Genomic DNA, 15,959 nt, shown 5'->3' with positions numbered 1-15,959 from the left:
AAGCAGTGAAGATATGAAAAAAATAAAAGAAACCCTTCTGCGCATCGCGCACTTGCCCTACATGAAGTACATCGTGGTGCTCGTGATAGGTGTGCTATTCATTGGTTTTCTCGATGAGAACAGCGTGTGGAACCATTTCCGCTATAAGCAGCGCGTGAGCGAACTGAAGGAGGAAATAGCTGTCTATGAGAAAAACTTTGAACGCGACCAGAAGACCATCCATGAGTTGCAACACAACCCCAAAGCGATGGAACGCATTGCGCGCGAACGTTATTTTATGAAGGCGGCCGATGAAGACATCTTCGTGCTGAGCGATGATGAGGTTAAACAAGAAGAAAAGACTTTAGACGATGAAAGAACTGAATAAATGGCAGGCTATCACCTTTCAGATGGGTGCTGTGCTGTTGCTGGCGGGTGCTATAGGCACCATTTTTGAGTGGCATTTATCACCCTATGTGTTTAGCGCGGGAGCCATCTTTTACTCCGTTGTCCAGATGCTGCAAACCTATGATGGACGCAACATTACCATCCGACGCCTGCGCCGCATCATGCTGTTCAGCGACCTGCTGCTTTTGTTGACAGCCGTCATGCTTTTTGCCACATATGGGAAAGTGCCCTTTATCGATCAGATAACTTATGCACAATATATTCACAATAATTGGGTGGTGACGCTGCTGTTGGCAGCCGTCTTGCAACTGTACACAACGGTCAGAATAGACAATGAACTGATTAAATAAGCAAAAAATCCCTAAAAGTTTGCGCATTTGTTTTAAAATGCGCAAACTTTTTTTTTTAGTTCAAGATATCGTTGTACTTTTGCAGAAATCGAAATTCAATTTATGAAAAAAATTCTTTATATACTAACCATAGTAGCAGCCTTAACCTCGTGTGCAGAGTCATACAATATCAAAGGTAGTTCATCACTGTCGCTTTTGGACGGAAGCAAGCTTTACCTGAAAGTGGTGAAAGATGAGAAGTTGACAAATCTAGATTCATGCGAGGTGGTGCATGGCGATTTTAAGTTCTGCGGCGTGCTGGACAGCACTTGCATGGCAGGTCTTTTCATGGATGACCAGAGCATCATGCCGGTGGTCATAGAGAAAGGCGAAATCATTATCACAATTGACGATACAAAGCAGAAGGTGAGTGGCACGCCACTGAACGACTGCCTCTATGCTTTCTTGGAACAAATGAACCAGTTGACCGGACGTATGGTGGAACTGGGACACCGCGATGCCCAGATGTTGCTGGACGGCGTTGATGAGTCGGTGGTAGCTCAGGAGATTGGTCGTGAGCGCATGAAGATTATCAGCGAAGAGGATAGCCTGGTGACGGATTTCGTGGTGAACAACTTCGATAATATCCTGGGCCCTTATGTCTTTGTCAGAAACTGCTCGTCGGTTCCTCAGGTGGAGCACATCATGAGCAAGGCCACCGAGCGCTTCAAGAACGACCCTCAGGTGAAGGCTTTCTACGAGGCTGTGACAAAGTCGGATATGCCAGAGAACGCGGACAATACACTGTCTGAACCAACCGATGAAGAGGTGAACAAAATACTGGAGGGCGAATGAAAACACTGATTAAAGGTGCTACCATCGTCAATGAGGGACGTCAGTTCAAGGGATGTGTGGTCGTGGAAGACGAACGCATCGCCGAGATTTTGGAAAATGCGGAGCCTCAGAACTTTGAAGGTGATGTGATCGATGCTTCGGGCTGCTATCTGCTGCCTGGCGTGATTGATGACCACGTGCATTTTCGTGAACCCGGCCTGACGGACAAGGCCGACATGGAAAGTGAAAGTCGTGCTGCCGCTGCTGGTGGCGTCACGTCTTTTTTTGATATGCCCAACTGTGTGCCTCAGACCACAACCCTTGAGGCGCTGCAAGAGAAATTTCAGTTGGCTGCCGAGAAGAGCCACGTGAACTATTCGTTCTTCTTCGGTGCTACCAATGATAATACCAACCTGTTTCCCCAACTGGATATTCATCGTATTCCCGGCATTAAGCTCTTTATGGGAAGCTCTACCGGCAATATGCTCGTAGATCGCGATGAAGCCCTGGAACGTATCTTCAAGAGCACGCCACTCCCATTGATGGCGCATTGTGAAGATACGGCTATCATCAATAAGAATATGGAGGAGGCCAAGAAAGGCTATGGCGAGGATCCCGATGTGCGCCTGCACTCGTTGATACGTAGTGAGGAGGCATGTCTGGTTTCTACGACCAAGGCTGTCAACCTGGCCAAGAAATACAAGGCGCGTCTGCACGTGGCACACGTGACGACGGCCGAAGAGCTGGAGCTCTTTACACCCAACCAGACCGATATCACGGCTGAGGTGTGCGTGGGACATCTGTTCTTCTCGATGCTCGACTATGCCCAGTTGGGCACCCGCATCAAGGTGAACCCCTCTATCAAGAGTCCCGTGGATCAGTTCATGCTGCGCCAGTCGCTCAGCGATGGACGTATCGCAGTAGTAGGCACCGACCATGCTCCACATCTGTTGAAGCAGAAAGAGGGCGGCTGCGCAAAGGCTGCCAGCGGTATGCCTATGATACAGTTCTCGCTGGTGGCCATGCTGGAACTGGTGGATCAGCACGTGCTGACGATAGAGCGGATGGTAGAGCTGATGGCGCATAACCCCGCACGCCTGTTTGAGGTGCGCAACCGCGGATTTATTCGCAAGGGGGCGCAGGCCGACTTGGTCCTTGTGCGTCCTAACAGTCCGTGGACGGTGACGACCGATGTTATTGAGAGTAAGTGTGGATGGAGTCCGCTGGAGGGCCACACCTTCCAATGGCGGGTAGAGAAAACCCTGTGTAACGGACACCTTATATATAATAATGGGCAAGTGGACCGCAGCTATATAGGTCAGCCCATAGCATTCCGATGAAGCTGACCTACGACATTAGTACGCTTGTTCCCTATATCAACTGGGTTTACTTCTACCATGCGTGGCAGTTGAAACAACCCGTTGAACAGCAGAAGATTAAAGCTGAGGCCGAACAGTTTCTCATGTCGCTAGAGCATCGCTATCATGCCTATGCGCTCTTTCATATTCTTGATGCGCATAGTGCTGGTGATGATATCGTGCTGCTTCCTTCCAATAAGCATATCCCTTGTCTGCGTCAGCAGGGTGTGGCGCCCTGTTACTCGTTGGCCGACTTTATCCATCCCGACCAGGATAAGGTAGGCATTTTTGTGACCAGCGTGGATAAGGGTATGGAAACAGATTTCGATGCCGACCCCTATCAAAAGATGATGGCGCAACTGTTGGCCGACCGCTTGGCTGAGGCTGCTGCCGAACTGATGCACCTGCAGGTGCGCACCCACTACTGGGGATATGCAGCTGATGAACATCTTTCTATGGCAGAGTTGCATCTCGAACAATTTCAAGGCATTCGCCCAGCCGTGGGCTATCCCTCGCTGCCGGATGCCAGCATCAACTTCTTGTTAGACGAACTGCTCGACATGCAGCAGATAGGCGTCTCGCTCACAGAGAGTGGCGCCATGCGTCCTCATGCCAGCGTCTCGGGGTTGATGATTAGTCATCCGCAGGCTCGCTACTTCTCCATTGGCCGCATCGGAAATGATCAGTTGTGCGATTATGCTGCTCGTCGTGGCATGAGCGTAGAAAATATACGTAAATTTTTGTCGGCTAATCTATGAACACACAATTTATGCTTCTCCTGATATTGCTTGATCCAGACACCTACAGCCTGATAGGGTGGGTGGTGCTGATGATGCTGAGCGCCTTTGCAGGCGTGATGCTCTATATGAAACCACGTAGCAAGATGCGCTGGAGTGCTGCCGCGCTGCTGCTGACAATGTGGGCAGCATTCATCTATGGCTTCTATGTAGGAAACGATGAACTTCGTGTAGTGGAGGTGGAATATGCAAGTGCCGACCTGCCTGCTGCTTTCGATGGCTACCGCATCGTGCAGTTTGGCGACACACACCTCGAGGCTTTCGAAGGCAAGCGACGTGACTTGTTAGAGCGTGTGGTGGACAGCATCAAAGCGCAGCATGCCGACATGATTGTGTTTGTAGGCGATCTGCAGAATCGCCATCCCGACGAGGTGAAGCCATTCATCGATCTGCTGGGCAGTGTGAAGGCACCCGATGGCGTTTACTCGGTGTTGGGCAACCACGACTATCCCGACTATCTGGGAACCGACGATCCATTTGAGATATCAGGCTTGACAGGCCGTTCTGTCGAGAATCATCAGTTGCTGGGCTGGCATCTGCTATGCAACAGTCATCACCTGGTTCACCGCGGCAACGACAGCATCGTCATTGCTGGCATGGATAACGACGGCGATGGGCGCTTCCCGGCGAATGGCGATATCTCTCAGGCGTTGAGTCACATCCGCAGAAATCAGTTTGTGGTCATGCTTGAGCACGATCCCTCTTCCTGGCGCAGAAAGATACTGCCTCATTGTCACGCCCAACTGACCCTCAGTGGGCACACCCACGGCGGACAACTCAATCTATTTGGGTGGTCGCCGGCTTCGCTTCGCTACCATGAATATGGCGGTATGTACTATATGGGCGATCGCGCCCTTTGCGTGACACAGGGTGTCGGTGCTGCCATCCCTTTCCGTCTGGGCGTGCCGTCAGAGATCGTGGTCATCACACTGAAAAAGAAATAATACCATTATGAAATACTTTTATCGCATCTATCAACTATTCATCGCACTCCCCATCGTTCTGGTGGCTACGGTGCTGGTGGTCCTTTTCATTTCTGTAGGCTGTGCCTTGGGCAACGGTCATTTCTGGGGTTATTACCCCGCTCATATCTGGGCCCGCGTGATTCTTTGGGCTCTGCTACTTCCTGTCAAAGTGGAAGGACGTGCTCAACTGGAGAAAGACCAGTCGTATGTGTTTGTGGCTAATCACCAGGGTGCCTTCGACATCTTCTTGATTTATGGCTACTTGAACCGTAACTTCAAATGGATGATGAAGCACCAGCTTCGTAACATGCCACTTGTGGGTTACGCCTGCGAGAAGTCTCACCAGATATTTGTGGATAAACGTGGTCCGAAGAAGATTAAGGCTACCTATGACAAGGCTCGTGCCACGCTCCAGGGTGGCACCAGCGTGACGGTGTTCCCCGAGGGCTCACGCTCGTTTACCGGACATATGGGCTTGTTCAGACGTGGCGCCTTTGCCCTGGCCGACGAACTGCAGTTGCCCGTGGTGCCCCTCACCATCAATGGCTCTTTCAACGTGATGCCTCGCATGCGCGACATGAAGTTTGTGCTTTGGCATCCGCTGACACTCACCATCCATCAGCCTATCTATCCCGTGGGACAAGGTGCCGACAATATCGAGGCTACCAAGAACCAGGCCTACGACAGCGTGATGTCGGCGCTGGTGCCAGAATACCAAGGTTTCGTGGAGAACCCAGACCAATAAAAAAATAAAGGAATAGTGAAAAGCACTATTCCTTTATTTTTGGATATTTCCTTGTCCATCCATCCCAGCGCAATCGCATCACACCAAAGAATGCTTCGCCAAAGATGCCGCCCGACATTTTGCTGGTGCCCTCTTTGCGATTGACAAAGATGACGGGCACCTCCTTGATCTTGAAACCAATCTTATAGGCGGTGAACTTCATCTCTATCTGGAAACCGTAGCCCTTGAAGCGAATCTTGTCGAGCTCGATGGTCTCCAGCACGCGACGTTTGTAGCACTTGAATCCGGCAGTGGTGTCGTGGATAGGGAAGCCAGTCATCATCTTCACATACTTAGAAGCAAAGTAGCTCATCAGCACACGACTCATGGGCCAGTTGACCACGTTCACACCACTGACATAGCGCGAGCCGATGGCCACGTCGTAGCCTTCGTCGTGACAGGCACTGTACAGGCGAGGCAGGTCGTTAGGATCGTGACTGAAGTCGGCATCCATCTCGAACACATAGTCGTAGTCGTGCTGCAGGGCCCACTTGAAACCAGCAATGTAGGCCGTGCCAAGACCCAGCTTACCTTTGCGCTCAACCAGGAACAAACGATCGCCGAACTCGTTGGCCATCAGGTCCTTCACAATCTGGGCAGTGCCATCGGGCGAACCATCGTCGATGATCAGAATATGGAAACACTTCTCCAATCCAAAAACGGCTCGGATGATTTTTTCGATGTTCTCTTTCTCGTTGTAGGTAGGAATGATGACAATGCAGTCGCTCTTGTTCATAGTTTATATGGTTTGATAGTGCAAAGGTACAAATTATTTATGAATACGTCATCATGTATTATGATTTTTTTTGTTACCTTTGCACCAGGTATTTATAATGAACATTCAGGAACTGCAGACATTGTATGCCATGAAGCCTCAGGTGGCGGCATTGGCAAAGCTGATGGGGAAATCTTCGGAGAAGACGATTTCTCTGGATGGCCTGTTGGCCTCGTCAGCACCTATGTTGTTCAGCGCATTAGCACTGAAGACATCACAGAAACTTTTGTTTATCCTCAACGATGCCGATGAGGCTGGTTATTTCTACCACGACCTCTGTCAGGTGATGGGCGAGGGGAGCGTGCTCTTCTTCCCGTCCAGCTATCGTCGCGCCATCAAGTATGGACAGAAAGATCCCGCCAGCGAGATACTCCGCACGGAGGTGCTGACGCGACTGACAGAACAAGAAGAGCCGGTCGTGGTTGGCGAAGGTGCTGCTCACCCCTCATCTTACCTGTATGTGGTCACCTATCCAGAGGCGCTTGCCGAGATGGTGGTGACGCGAAAGCAGTTGGATGCCCGTCGTCTGACGTTGCAGCAGGGACAGTCCATCCGTGTGGATGATGTCTGTGTCACGCTTCGTGACTTCGGCTTCCGTGAGGTGGATTATGTCTATGAACCAGGCCAGTTTGCACTGCGTGGCTCTATTCTGGATGTCTATTCCTACAGTCATGAGTTTCCATTCCGCCTGGACTTCTTTGGCGACGAGATCGACTCTATCCGCACGTTTCAGGTGGAAGACCAGCTCTCGAAAGAGCGCTGCGAACTGGTGGATGTGGTGCCCGAACTGACGGCTGTCGAGGAAAAAGAGTCGATACTGAAGTTCTTGCCCAAGAACACCATGCTGGCCATGAAGGACTTCCAGTTCGTGCGCGAATGTATTGAGCGAGCCTATCAAGAAGGCTTTTCGGCTCAGGCCATGCAGGAACGCATGGAGGGCGCTACAGAACTGGAACAGCGCCAGATAGAGAAGGAGATGCAGCGCGACAGTCAGATCATCACCGGTAGTCAGTTTGCACGCGATGCCGAACCCTTCCGCAAGCTGTTGCTCGCTCGTGCTCATGCCGTTGAGGGGGCGTGTGTCTCTTTCAACATCAAGCCCCAACCGCTGTTTCATAAGAACTTCGAACTGTTGACGCAGACCTTAGAGGACTTCCTGTTGCAAGGCTTCAAACTCTATATCCTGGCCGACAGCGAGAAACAGCAGGAGCGCCTGAAGGATATCTTTGCCGAGATGAAACAGGGCATCACGTTTGTGCCCGTCGATAAGACGCTGCATGAGGGCTTCGTGGATATGGATGCACGTCTGTGTCTGTTCACCGACCACCAGATCTTCGATCGCTTCCATAAGTACAACTTGAAGAGCGACAAGGCCCGTGGTGGTAAGGTGGCGCTGACGCTGAAGGAGATACAGCAATTTGAGGTGGGTGACTACGTGGTGCATGTGGACCACGGCATTGGTAAGTTTGGCGGACTGGTCAGGATGCCTCTGCAGGATGGTGGTTTCCAGGAGATGATCAAAATCGTGTATCAGCGCGGCGATGCAATCTATGTGAGCATCCACTCACTCTATAAGGTGTCGAAGTATAAGTCGCAGGACGATGGCCAACAGCCACGCATGTCGACGCTAGGCACTGGACAGTGGGAGCGACTGAAGGAGCGCACCAAGAAACATATCAAGGATATTGCTCGTGACCTGATCAAGCTCTATGCGGCACGTAAACGCCAGAAGGGTTTCGCGTTCAGTCACGATACCTATCTGCAACACGAGCTGGAGGCTTCGTTCCTTTATGAAGATACACCCGACCAGCTGAAGGCAACACAGGAGGTGAAGGCAGATATGGAACTGCCCAAACCGATGGACCGACTGGTGTGTGGCGATGTGGGCTTTGGCAAGACCGAGGTGGCCGTGCGTGCTGCCTTTAAGGCTGCCGTCGATGGTAAACAGGTGGCTGTGATGGTGCCCACCACAGTGCTGGCCTACCAGCACTATCGCACGTTCCTCGGACGACTGAAGGATATGCCTGTGCGAGTGGATTATCTGACACGTGCTCGTTCTACCAAACATACCACGGCGCTATTGAAGGACCTGGCCGAGGGTAAGGTGGACATCTTGATCGGTACGCAGAAGCTGATCAGTAAGAGCGTGAAGTTCAAGGACCTGGGACTGCTGATCATCGACGAGGAACAGAAGTTTGGCGTCTCTACAAAAGAGAAACTGCGCCAGATGAAAACCAACGTGGACACGCTCACCATGAGTGCCACGCCTATCCCTCGTACGCTGCAGTTCTCGCTGGTGGGCGCTCGCGATATGAGCGTCATCCAGACGCCACCACCCAACCGCTATCCCATCCAGACAGAGATACACACATTCTCGGCAGAGATTGTCACTGATGCTATCAACTTCGAGATGAGCCGCAACGGACAGGTCTATATCGTGAACAACCGCATCAGCGACCTGACGCACATCGCTGAGATGATACATAAGTACATTCCCGACTGTCGTATAGCCATCGGTCATGGACAGATGAAACCCGACGAGCTGGAGAAGATCATCCTCGACTTCTCTAACTACGACTACGACGTGCTGCTCTCTACCACGATTGTGGAGAATGGTATCGACATTCCCAATGCTAATACCATTATTATTAATAGTGCACACTACTTCGGACTGTCTGACCTACACCAGATGCGTGGACGCGTGGGACGCGGCAACCGCAAGGGCTTCTGCTACTTGCTGGCACCGCCTTTGGCAGCACTGCCGGTAGATAGTCGTCGCCGTCTGGAGGCTCTAGAGAACTTCTCTGACTTGGGTAGTGGCATCAACATTGCGATGCAGGACCTCGACATCCGTGGTGCAGGCAACCTGTTGGGCGCCGAACAGAGCGGTTTTATCTCGGACTTGGGTTACGAGACGTACCAGAAGATTCTGAATGAGGCTATGGCAGAACTGAGAAATGAGGAGCCAGAGATGGAAGAGAGCGAGGCACGGAGCGCAGTACAGGGTGGCAACGCGCGTGGTGAAAGGACTCAAAGCCAGGCCTCGAAAGGGGATATGGACTCGTCGCAGTTCTCATCGCTCGGCAGTCAGGTGGACTTTGTGGCCGATTGCAACCTGGAATCAGACCTGGAGATGTACTTTCCCGACCAGTATGTGCCCAGCGACTCAGAGCGTATGCTGCTCTATCGCGAACTGGACAATACGCGCAACGACCAGGAGGTGGAGGCCTACCGTACGCGTCTCGTGGACCGTTTCGGACCGTTGCCACCACAGGCCGAGGAACTGTTGCAGGTAGTTGGCTTGCGCAGAAGTGGCAAGCATCTGGGCTGCGAGAAGATCATGCTGAAGCAGGGACGTATGTTCCTCTACTTCGTCAGCAATCCAAGAAGCCCGTTCTATCAGAGTCAGGCGTTCAGCCAAATTCTTGATTATATCGGAAGAAATGTGCGCCGCTGCAACCTTCGCGAACAGAATGGCAAGCGCTCGATGGTGGTGACCGATGTGCCTACCGTTGGCGAAGCAGTCAAGGTGCTGAACGATATTTCTAAAAAGTAAGCTTAAATAAGCGTTGGCTGCCATTTTGTCTTGTATTTAAGACAAAATGGCAGCCTTTTTTACATTGGCATTTATCTTGCGTTATAAGTAGTGAGCAGCGACATGAAGTCGGATGCTCAGACAACAAGTTAAACCAAAATAAAACATAATAAGGAGGACAATATTATGACACCAATGATGAGACGTAACGCAGCTTGGCTGCCCAGTGTATTCAACGATTTCTTTGATACAGAGTTTATGCCACGTGCCAACTGCACGGCACCGGCTATCAATGTGAAGGAGAGCGACAAAGCTTACACCGTTGAACTGGCTGCTCCAGGCATGCAGAAAAACGATTTCAACGTACATATCAATGATGAGGGCAACCTGATCATCAAGATGGAAAAGAAACAGGAACAGAAGGAGGAGGACAAGAGCACTCGCTATCTGCGTCGCGAGTTCTCATATTCTAAGTTTGAACAGACGCTGCTGTTGCCCGACGATGTAGAGCGTGACCAGATCAAAGCTCACGTAGAAAACGGTGTGCTGACGGTAGAACTGCCTAAGCATGCTGAGGAAAAGGTCAAGGTGAGCCGCCAGATTGAGATTGGATAAAACAGCATAAAGGATTGACTTATGGAGGAAATGGCATTCTGACGAAGGGTGCTGTTTCCTCTTTTTTTTGATGTGTGTCGTTTTTGATGTATATTTTTCGTACCTTTGCACCTGGATAATAAAGAAGAAATCTATGATTATTAAAGTATTGCGCAGCTGGATGACAGCTATGGCTTGTGTCGTTGTTATGGGTGTTCAGGCACAAGATGAGATAAACACCGTTGCTAAAGCAGACATTCTGAGCCAGTATATGTGGCGTGGACAAGAAATGGGTGCCACCAGTTTTCAACCTGCATTGGGCATCGAGTGGAAGGGATTCAGTTTGGTGGGCGGTGCCAATATCGGTATCTCGGACAAGACAGACCCTAAAGAACTGGACATCACGGCACAATATACCCTGGGAAACTTCAGATTTGGACTTGTTGACTACTGGAGCGATTCACCCAATACTCGTTATCTCTATTACGATGCACACAGCACCAGTCATGTGTTTGAGGCTTTTGTGGGCTATGATTTCGGCATCGTGGATGCTTCGTGGCAAACCAACTTTGCCGGTCAGGATTATCAGACGGCGGATGGCAAGCGCGCCTATTCTTCATATGTAGAGCTGACTGCGCCCTTCAAACTGGCTAACTTCCAATGGGAGGCACAGCTGGCTTTCGTTCCATGGAAGTCAGACTATTACCACACGACGGGCTTCGCCGTGACGAATGTCAATCTGAAGGCTATCAAAAATATAAGACTGACAGAACATTTCGCCCTGCCAGTCTTTGCACAAGTGGTGGCCAATCCTTGTTCGCAGAAGACTTATATCGTCTTCGGACTGACCATCGAATAAATCTCTTTCTCTGTTAGATAATCTGATCCAGCTCTGCAACGTTCTTCTCGATAGTCTCATCGCTGACGCTGAAGTTCTGCAGGTCGCCATTGATGTACGACTCGTAAGAAGGCATGTCAATCAGACCGTGGCCTGAGAGGTTGAAGAGGATGACTTTCTCTTCGCCTGTCTCAATGCACTTCTTGGCCTCGCGGATGGTGGCGGCAATGGCATGACAACTCTCGGGCGCAGGGATGATACCCTCGGTGCGGGCGAAGAGCATGCCGGCCTCGAATGACTCGAGCTGTGGGATATCAACGCCATACATCAGACCGTCTTTGATCAACTGACTGACAATCATGCCTGCACCATGATAGCGCAGACCGCCAGCATGGATGTTTGAGGGCTTGAACTGATGCCCCAGTGTGAACATGGGGAGCAGAGGGGTATAGCCTGCCTCGTCGCCGAAGTCGTACTGGAACTTACCGCGTGTCAGTTTAGGACAACTCTCTGGTTCGGCAGCGATGAACTGGGTGTTCTTGCCGTCCTTCAGGTTGTGACGCATGAAGGGGAAGGCAATACCGCCAAAGTTACTACCTCCACCGAAGCAGGCAATCACCATGTCGGGATACTCACCGGCCATCTCCATCTGTTTTTCGGCTTCCAGACCAATGATACTCTGATGGATAGCTACGTGGTTCAGCACTGAGCCCAGTGTGTATTTACAGTTGGGCGTGGTGGTGGCCAGCTCGACAGCCTCGCTGATGGCTGTTCCCAGCGAACCGGGATGGGTGGGGTCCTTGGTGATGATGTCCTTACCGGCACGTGTCGACATAGAAGGTGAACCTGTAACGGCTGCACCAAAGGTGCGCATAATGCTGGAGCGATAGGGCTTCTGCTGCATCGTGATCTTCACCTGATAGACAGCGGCATCCAGACCGTAGATCTTCGCTGCGTATGACAGAGCGGCGCCCCACTGTCCGGCACCGGTCTCTGTGGTGACGTTGGTGGTGCCTTCCTGCTTGGCATAGTAGCACTGGGGAATGGCTGAGTTGATCTTATGTGAACCAAGTGGATTGGTAGATTCGTTCTTGAAATAGATATGGGCGGGTGTACCTAGGGCCTCTTCAAGGGCGTAGGCACGTACCAATGGTGTTGAACGATAGTATTTGTATTTCTCTAATACTTCTTCTGGAATGTCTATCCATGCGTGTTCTGTGTCCAGTTCTTGTACGCAGCATTCGCGGGGGAAGATGTGTGCCAGGTCGTCAACGCCGAGTGGCTGGTGGGTTTTAGGATGAATAGGGGGCAATGGCTTGTTGGGCATGTCTGCCTGGATATTATACCATTGCGTGGGAATCTCACTCTCTGGGAGAATAAATTTCTTTTGTTTGCTCATACGTTTCTATTATTGGTTTAGTATTTGCGCTGCAAAGATAATATAATTAATTAAGAATGAAGAATGAAGGGGTAAGAATTTTGTGACACTGTGGGGGCTGACTTGGGAAAAATGTGTAACTTTGCAGGCTGTATGTGGATTATTGTAACAATATTGGCTTATTTCTTCGTACTGATGGGCATCAGTCGCCTGGCAGTACGGCGTGCCGATAATCAGGCTTTCTTTCGTGCAGGACGCCGCTCGCCTTGGTATATGGTGGCCTTTGGCATGGTGGGCGCTTCCATTTCCGGCGTCACGTTTGTCAGCGTGCCAGGCATGGTGCTGACTTCGCAGATGACCTATCTGCAGGTGTGTCTGGGCTTTATTGTGGGCTATCTGGCCATCGCCTTTTTATTGCTGCCGGTGTACTATAAGCTGAATCTCACGTCTATCTATACTTATCTAGGACAGCGTTTGGGCGCTACTTCGTATCAGACGGGAGCCTGGTTCTTCCTCATTTCCAAGATGGTGGGAGCTGCGGTAAAGTTCTATGTGGTATGCCTTATTCTGCAGCAGTTTGTGTTCGAGGCGCTGGGCGTACCCTTCTTCATCAACGTGCTGTTGATGGTGTCGTTGATATGGTTCTATACGCGAAAGGGTGGGGTGCGCACGCTGGTCTTCACCGATACGTTCCAGACGGTTTGTCTCTTCATGGCGCTCCTTCTCATTATATTTATGGTGGTTCAGTCGCTCCACTTCTCCATGGGTGATGCCGTACGGGCCATTGCCAGCGATGCCCATAGTCATATCTTTGAGTTCAGCGACTGGCGGTCGCCTTTCTTCTTTTGGAAAGAGTTTCTGAGTGGTGCTTTTATCGTGATCGTGATGACAGGACTCGATCAGGATATGATGCAGAAGAATCTGACGTGCCGCACTTTGCGCGAGGCACAGAAAGATATGTGTAGTTATGGTGTTGCTTTTGTACCGGCCAATCTGTTGTTTCTGTCGTTGGGCGTATTGTTGGTGCAGCTTTTTCAGCAACAAGGGGTTGAAATTCCTGCTCAGGGCGACCAACTGCTGCCCATGTTTGTGAAGGGTGAAGTGATTCCTCTGACTTCTCAGCTTCTCCCATTGCTCTTTGTTCTTGGCATTGTGGCGGCATCGTTCTCAAGTGCCGATTCGGCCCTGACGTCGCTAACCACCAGCTATTGCGTTGATATCCGACAAAAACACGACGACGAGAAACTGCGTAAACGCGTACATCTAGCTGTCTGCTTGCTTTTTGTGGCTTTCATCGTGATGTTCCATACGCTCAATAGCAAGTCGCTGATAGATGCCATCTATACCATCGTTTCCTATACGTATGGTCCTCTGTTGGGACTCTTCGCTTTTGGGTTGTTTACCAAACTGTATGTTAGCCAGCGGTGGGTGCCTGTGGTTTGTGTGACGTCGCCATTCATTTGCTATGGCATCGCTTGTGCAGCCGAACTGCTGTTGAACTATCATTTTGGCTACGAACTGCTGATGCTCAACGGCCTGCTGACGTTTGTTGGCTTGTGGCTATGCCGTTGCTCTGTGCCTCCATATACTCGCTAGGCTGTACGCCAAACTCTTTTTTGAAACAGGTTGCGAAGTATTTCGGGTCCTTGAATCCTACGCGATAAGCCAGGTCGCTGACGCGCATGTTGGAATGGCTCTCGGCCAGTCGTTTGGCTTCTTTCATGCGTATGTCGCGAATATAGGTGGTGATGTTCATGCCCGTCAGCACGCGCAACTTGTTGTAGAGCGTAGAGCCTGAAGCTCCCATCGCCTTGGCAAAGGCATCTCGGTCAAAATCGCTGTCGTCAAGATGATCCAGTACGCATTTGTAGGCTCGCTGCATAAACTCGTCATCGGGCGATATCTGCTGATTTTCGGTGATGGGTTCTTTGCCTGCAGCTTCCATAATACGCTTTCGGTTCGAGATCAGATTGTCTATGCGCAATTCTAGGTCGCCCAAGCGGAAGGGTTTGGCGATGTAGTCATCGGCACCGATAATCATTGATTCTTTGCGGTCTTCTTCGTTGGTCTTGGCTGTCAGCAGGATGATGGGCAGGTGGTTCCATTCTGGTTTTGACTTGATCTTCTGTGTCAGTTCGTTACCATCCATCTCAGGCATCATCACGTCAGAGACGATGAGGTCCAGATGTTTGCTTTTCACAATGTCGAGCGCTTCTTTTCCGTTAGAGGCGGTGTAGATATGATAACGCTTGCTCAGCAGTGTTCTCATCAGCATCAGCAGCTCTTCGTTGTCTTCTACGAGCAGCAGCCTGTAGGCATTCTCGTCTGTTGGTTGGATGGCGGCCGACATTGGTGGCTCGTCATCTTCTGGATAGAGTGCCTTCAGGTCGATGATGTTTGATTGTGTCTTGCTGAGGTCGAAGGCGTTGTTTTCATCGACTTGCTCTGGCAGGAATGCTTCCTTGGTGATAGGAATCGTGACAGTAAAGGTGGTTCCTATGTTTTCCTTGCTCTCACAGTTGATGGTTCCTCCGTGCAGCATCACCAGGTCGTGCGTCAGTGCGAGTCCTAGTCCGTTGCCCTTCGCTTGCATCCTGCGGTATTCTCCGTCGTGAAAGCGATGATACAGGTTCTTCATCTTGTTTGCCGAGATGCCGATACCATCATCTGTTACTTGTATAATAATATGGTCATACAGATTGTTTGTCATCACGCGGAGCGAGATGTTTCCACCCGCCTTGGTGTATTTAGCAGCATTCGACAGCAGGTTATAGATAATCTTGTCCAACTTGTCGGTATCTATCCACCCCATCATAGAGTTGGGCTTCGTCTCTATGGTGAACGTCTGACCATGTTTGTGCATCAGTGGTTCAATACAGAGAGCTGTCTGACGGATGTACTGCATGACGTCGCCTTGCGATACCAGAAGCTTCAGTTCGCCAGAATGCGATTTGCTGGTTTCCAGTATCTGTTGCAGTAGGCGCACCATGCGTTCAATATTTAATTGCATGAGTGCATAGTCTGATGCATGATTGGGTTCTTGTTCGCGTAGATGATCTACCGAGGCCGAGATGACGGTGAGTGGTGTTAGCAGTTCATGGCTGATGTTCGTGAACACCTCTTCCATCTTTCTGCGATTCCGCCGACCGATGCTTTGCTGGTAGAGCATGCGTCCATGAATGATTAATATGGCAATAATTGCTATGCCGAGTGCTATGTTATACGCGATATTCATTCTTTTAAGGTTTAGATTTCCGTCTGCGAAGATAGATATTTTTATCGAAAGTTCCAACAAAATCGTCGAAAAAGTGCACTAATTGGTTTAAAAATTGTGATTTTTGGTAGAAATAACGTTAATTCACGATTATTAAACCTTAAATAACAA

The 15,959-nt window shown here is 50.4% G+C and carries 14 protein-coding genes; 11 read left to right on the top strand and 3 right to left on the bottom strand.

All coding sequences use genetic code 11. The annotated features are described in order from the left end of the window. The first annotated feature begins 13 nt into the window (after window positions 1–13). From T496_RS0112340 to T496_RS0112310, 7 genes are all read left to right on the top strand, one after another. A complete protein-coding gene (locus T496_RS0112340; protein WP_044109728.1) occupies window positions 14–367 on the top strand; it encodes an FtsB family cell division protein in 354 nt (117 codons plus the stop codon). Then, complete coding sequence (locus tag T496_RS0112335; protein WP_027451027.1) at window positions 351–737, top strand: hypothetical protein; 387 nt, start codon at window positions 351–353, stop codon at window positions 735–737. The genes T496_RS0112340 and T496_RS0112335 overlap by 17 nt, the downstream gene beginning before the upstream one ends. Before the next feature lie 102 nt (window positions 738–839). Next, window positions 840–1,571, top strand: coding sequence for a DUF4369 domain-containing protein (locus tag T496_RS14200; RefSeq protein WP_052342233.1), 732 nt, complete (start codon window positions 840–842; stop codon window positions 1,569–1,571). Continuing rightward, complete coding sequence (locus T496_RS0112325) at window positions 1,568–2,890, top strand: dihydroorotase (protein WP_027451026.1); 1,323 nt, start codon at window positions 1,568–1,570, stop codon at window positions 2,888–2,890. Before T496_RS14200 ends, T496_RS0112325 begins: the two co-directional genes overlap by 4 nt. Then, window positions 2,887–3,666: a vitamin B12 dependent-methionine synthase activation domain-containing protein gene (locus T496_RS0112320; protein ID WP_027451025.1), complete on the top strand. Its 780-nt coding sequence runs from the start codon at window positions 2,887–2,889 to the stop codon at window positions 3,664–3,666. The genes T496_RS0112325 and T496_RS0112320 overlap by 4 nt, the downstream gene beginning before the upstream one ends. 11 nt (window positions 3,667–3,677) lie before the next feature. After that, window positions 3,678–4,649, top strand: coding sequence for a metallophosphoesterase (locus T496_RS0112315; RefSeq protein WP_197018966.1), 972 nt, complete (start codon window positions 3,678–3,680; stop codon window positions 4,647–4,649). 7 nt (window positions 4,650–4,656) lie between these two features. Beyond that, window positions 4,657–5,415, top strand: coding sequence for a lysophospholipid acyltransferase family protein (locus T496_RS0112310; protein ID WP_027451023.1), 759 nt, complete (start codon window positions 4,657–4,659; stop codon window positions 5,413–5,415). Between the two features lie 25 nt (window positions 5,416–5,440). Here T496_RS0112310 and T496_RS0112305 read toward each other — a convergent pair whose 3' ends face one another. Then, window positions 5,441–6,190 (bottom strand): polyprenol monophosphomannose synthase, encoded by a 750-nt coding sequence (locus tag T496_RS0112305; protein ID WP_027451022.1) that lies wholly within the window; start codon window positions 6,188–6,190, stop codon window positions 5,441–5,443. A 97-nt stretch (window positions 6,191–6,287) separates the two neighbouring features. Here T496_RS0112305 and mfd point away from each other — a divergent pair, with 97 nt between their 5' ends. The 3 genes from mfd (at window position 6,288) to T496_RS0112290 (ending at window position 11,217) form a co-directional block, all read left to right on the top strand. Next, complete coding sequence (mfd, locus tag T496_RS0112300) at window positions 6,288–9,785, top strand: transcription-repair coupling factor (protein WP_027451021.1); 3,498 nt, start codon at window positions 6,288–6,290, stop codon at window positions 9,783–9,785. A 174-nt stretch (window positions 9,786–9,959) separates the two neighbouring features. Further along, a complete protein-coding gene (locus T496_RS0112295; RefSeq protein WP_394331353.1) occupies window positions 9,960–10,379 on the top strand; it encodes an Hsp20/alpha crystallin family protein in 420 nt (139 codons plus the stop codon). Between the two features lie 133 nt (window positions 10,380–10,512). Next, window positions 10,513–11,217: a hypothetical protein gene (locus tag T496_RS0112290; protein WP_027451019.1), complete on the top strand. Its 705-nt coding sequence runs from the start codon at window positions 10,513–10,515 to the stop codon at window positions 11,215–11,217. Between the two features lie 13 nt (window positions 11,218–11,230). On the opposite strand, the gene T496_RS0112285 is transcribed toward T496_RS0112290, so the two are convergent. Further along, a complete protein-coding gene (locus T496_RS0112285) occupies window positions 11,231–12,595 on the bottom strand; it encodes a TrpB-like pyridoxal phosphate-dependent enzyme (protein WP_027451018.1) in 1,365 nt (454 codons plus the stop codon). Window positions 12,596–12,727: 132 nt separating this feature from the next. On the opposite strand from T496_RS0112285, the gene T496_RS0112280 reads away from it, so the two are divergent. Then, window positions 12,728–14,170 carry a sodium:solute symporter gene (locus tag T496_RS0112280; RefSeq protein ID WP_027451017.1) on the top strand — a complete coding sequence of 481 codons (1,443 nt, stop codon included), beginning with the start codon at window positions 12,728–12,730 and terminating at the stop codon, window positions 14,168–14,170. Here the strand turns inward: T496_RS0112280 and T496_RS0112275 are convergent. Further along, the gene (locus T496_RS0112275) at window positions 14,103–15,809 is read right to left on the bottom strand and encodes a hybrid sensor histidine kinase/response regulator transcription factor (protein WP_081783660.1); all 1,707 of its coding nucleotides are present in this window, start codon (window positions 15,807–15,809) and stop codon (window positions 14,103–14,105) included. The genes T496_RS0112280 and T496_RS0112275 overlap by 68 nt on opposite strands. Between the last annotated feature and the right edge of the window lie 150 nt (window positions 15,810–15,959).

The sequence above is a fragment of the Xylanibacter brevis P6B11 genome (genome assembly GCF_000621825.1).
Lineage (GTDB): Bacteria > Bacteroidota > Bacteroidia > Bacteroidales > Bacteroidaceae > Prevotella > Prevotella brevis.
This window is presented reverse-complemented; position numbering and strand designations above follow the sequence as displayed.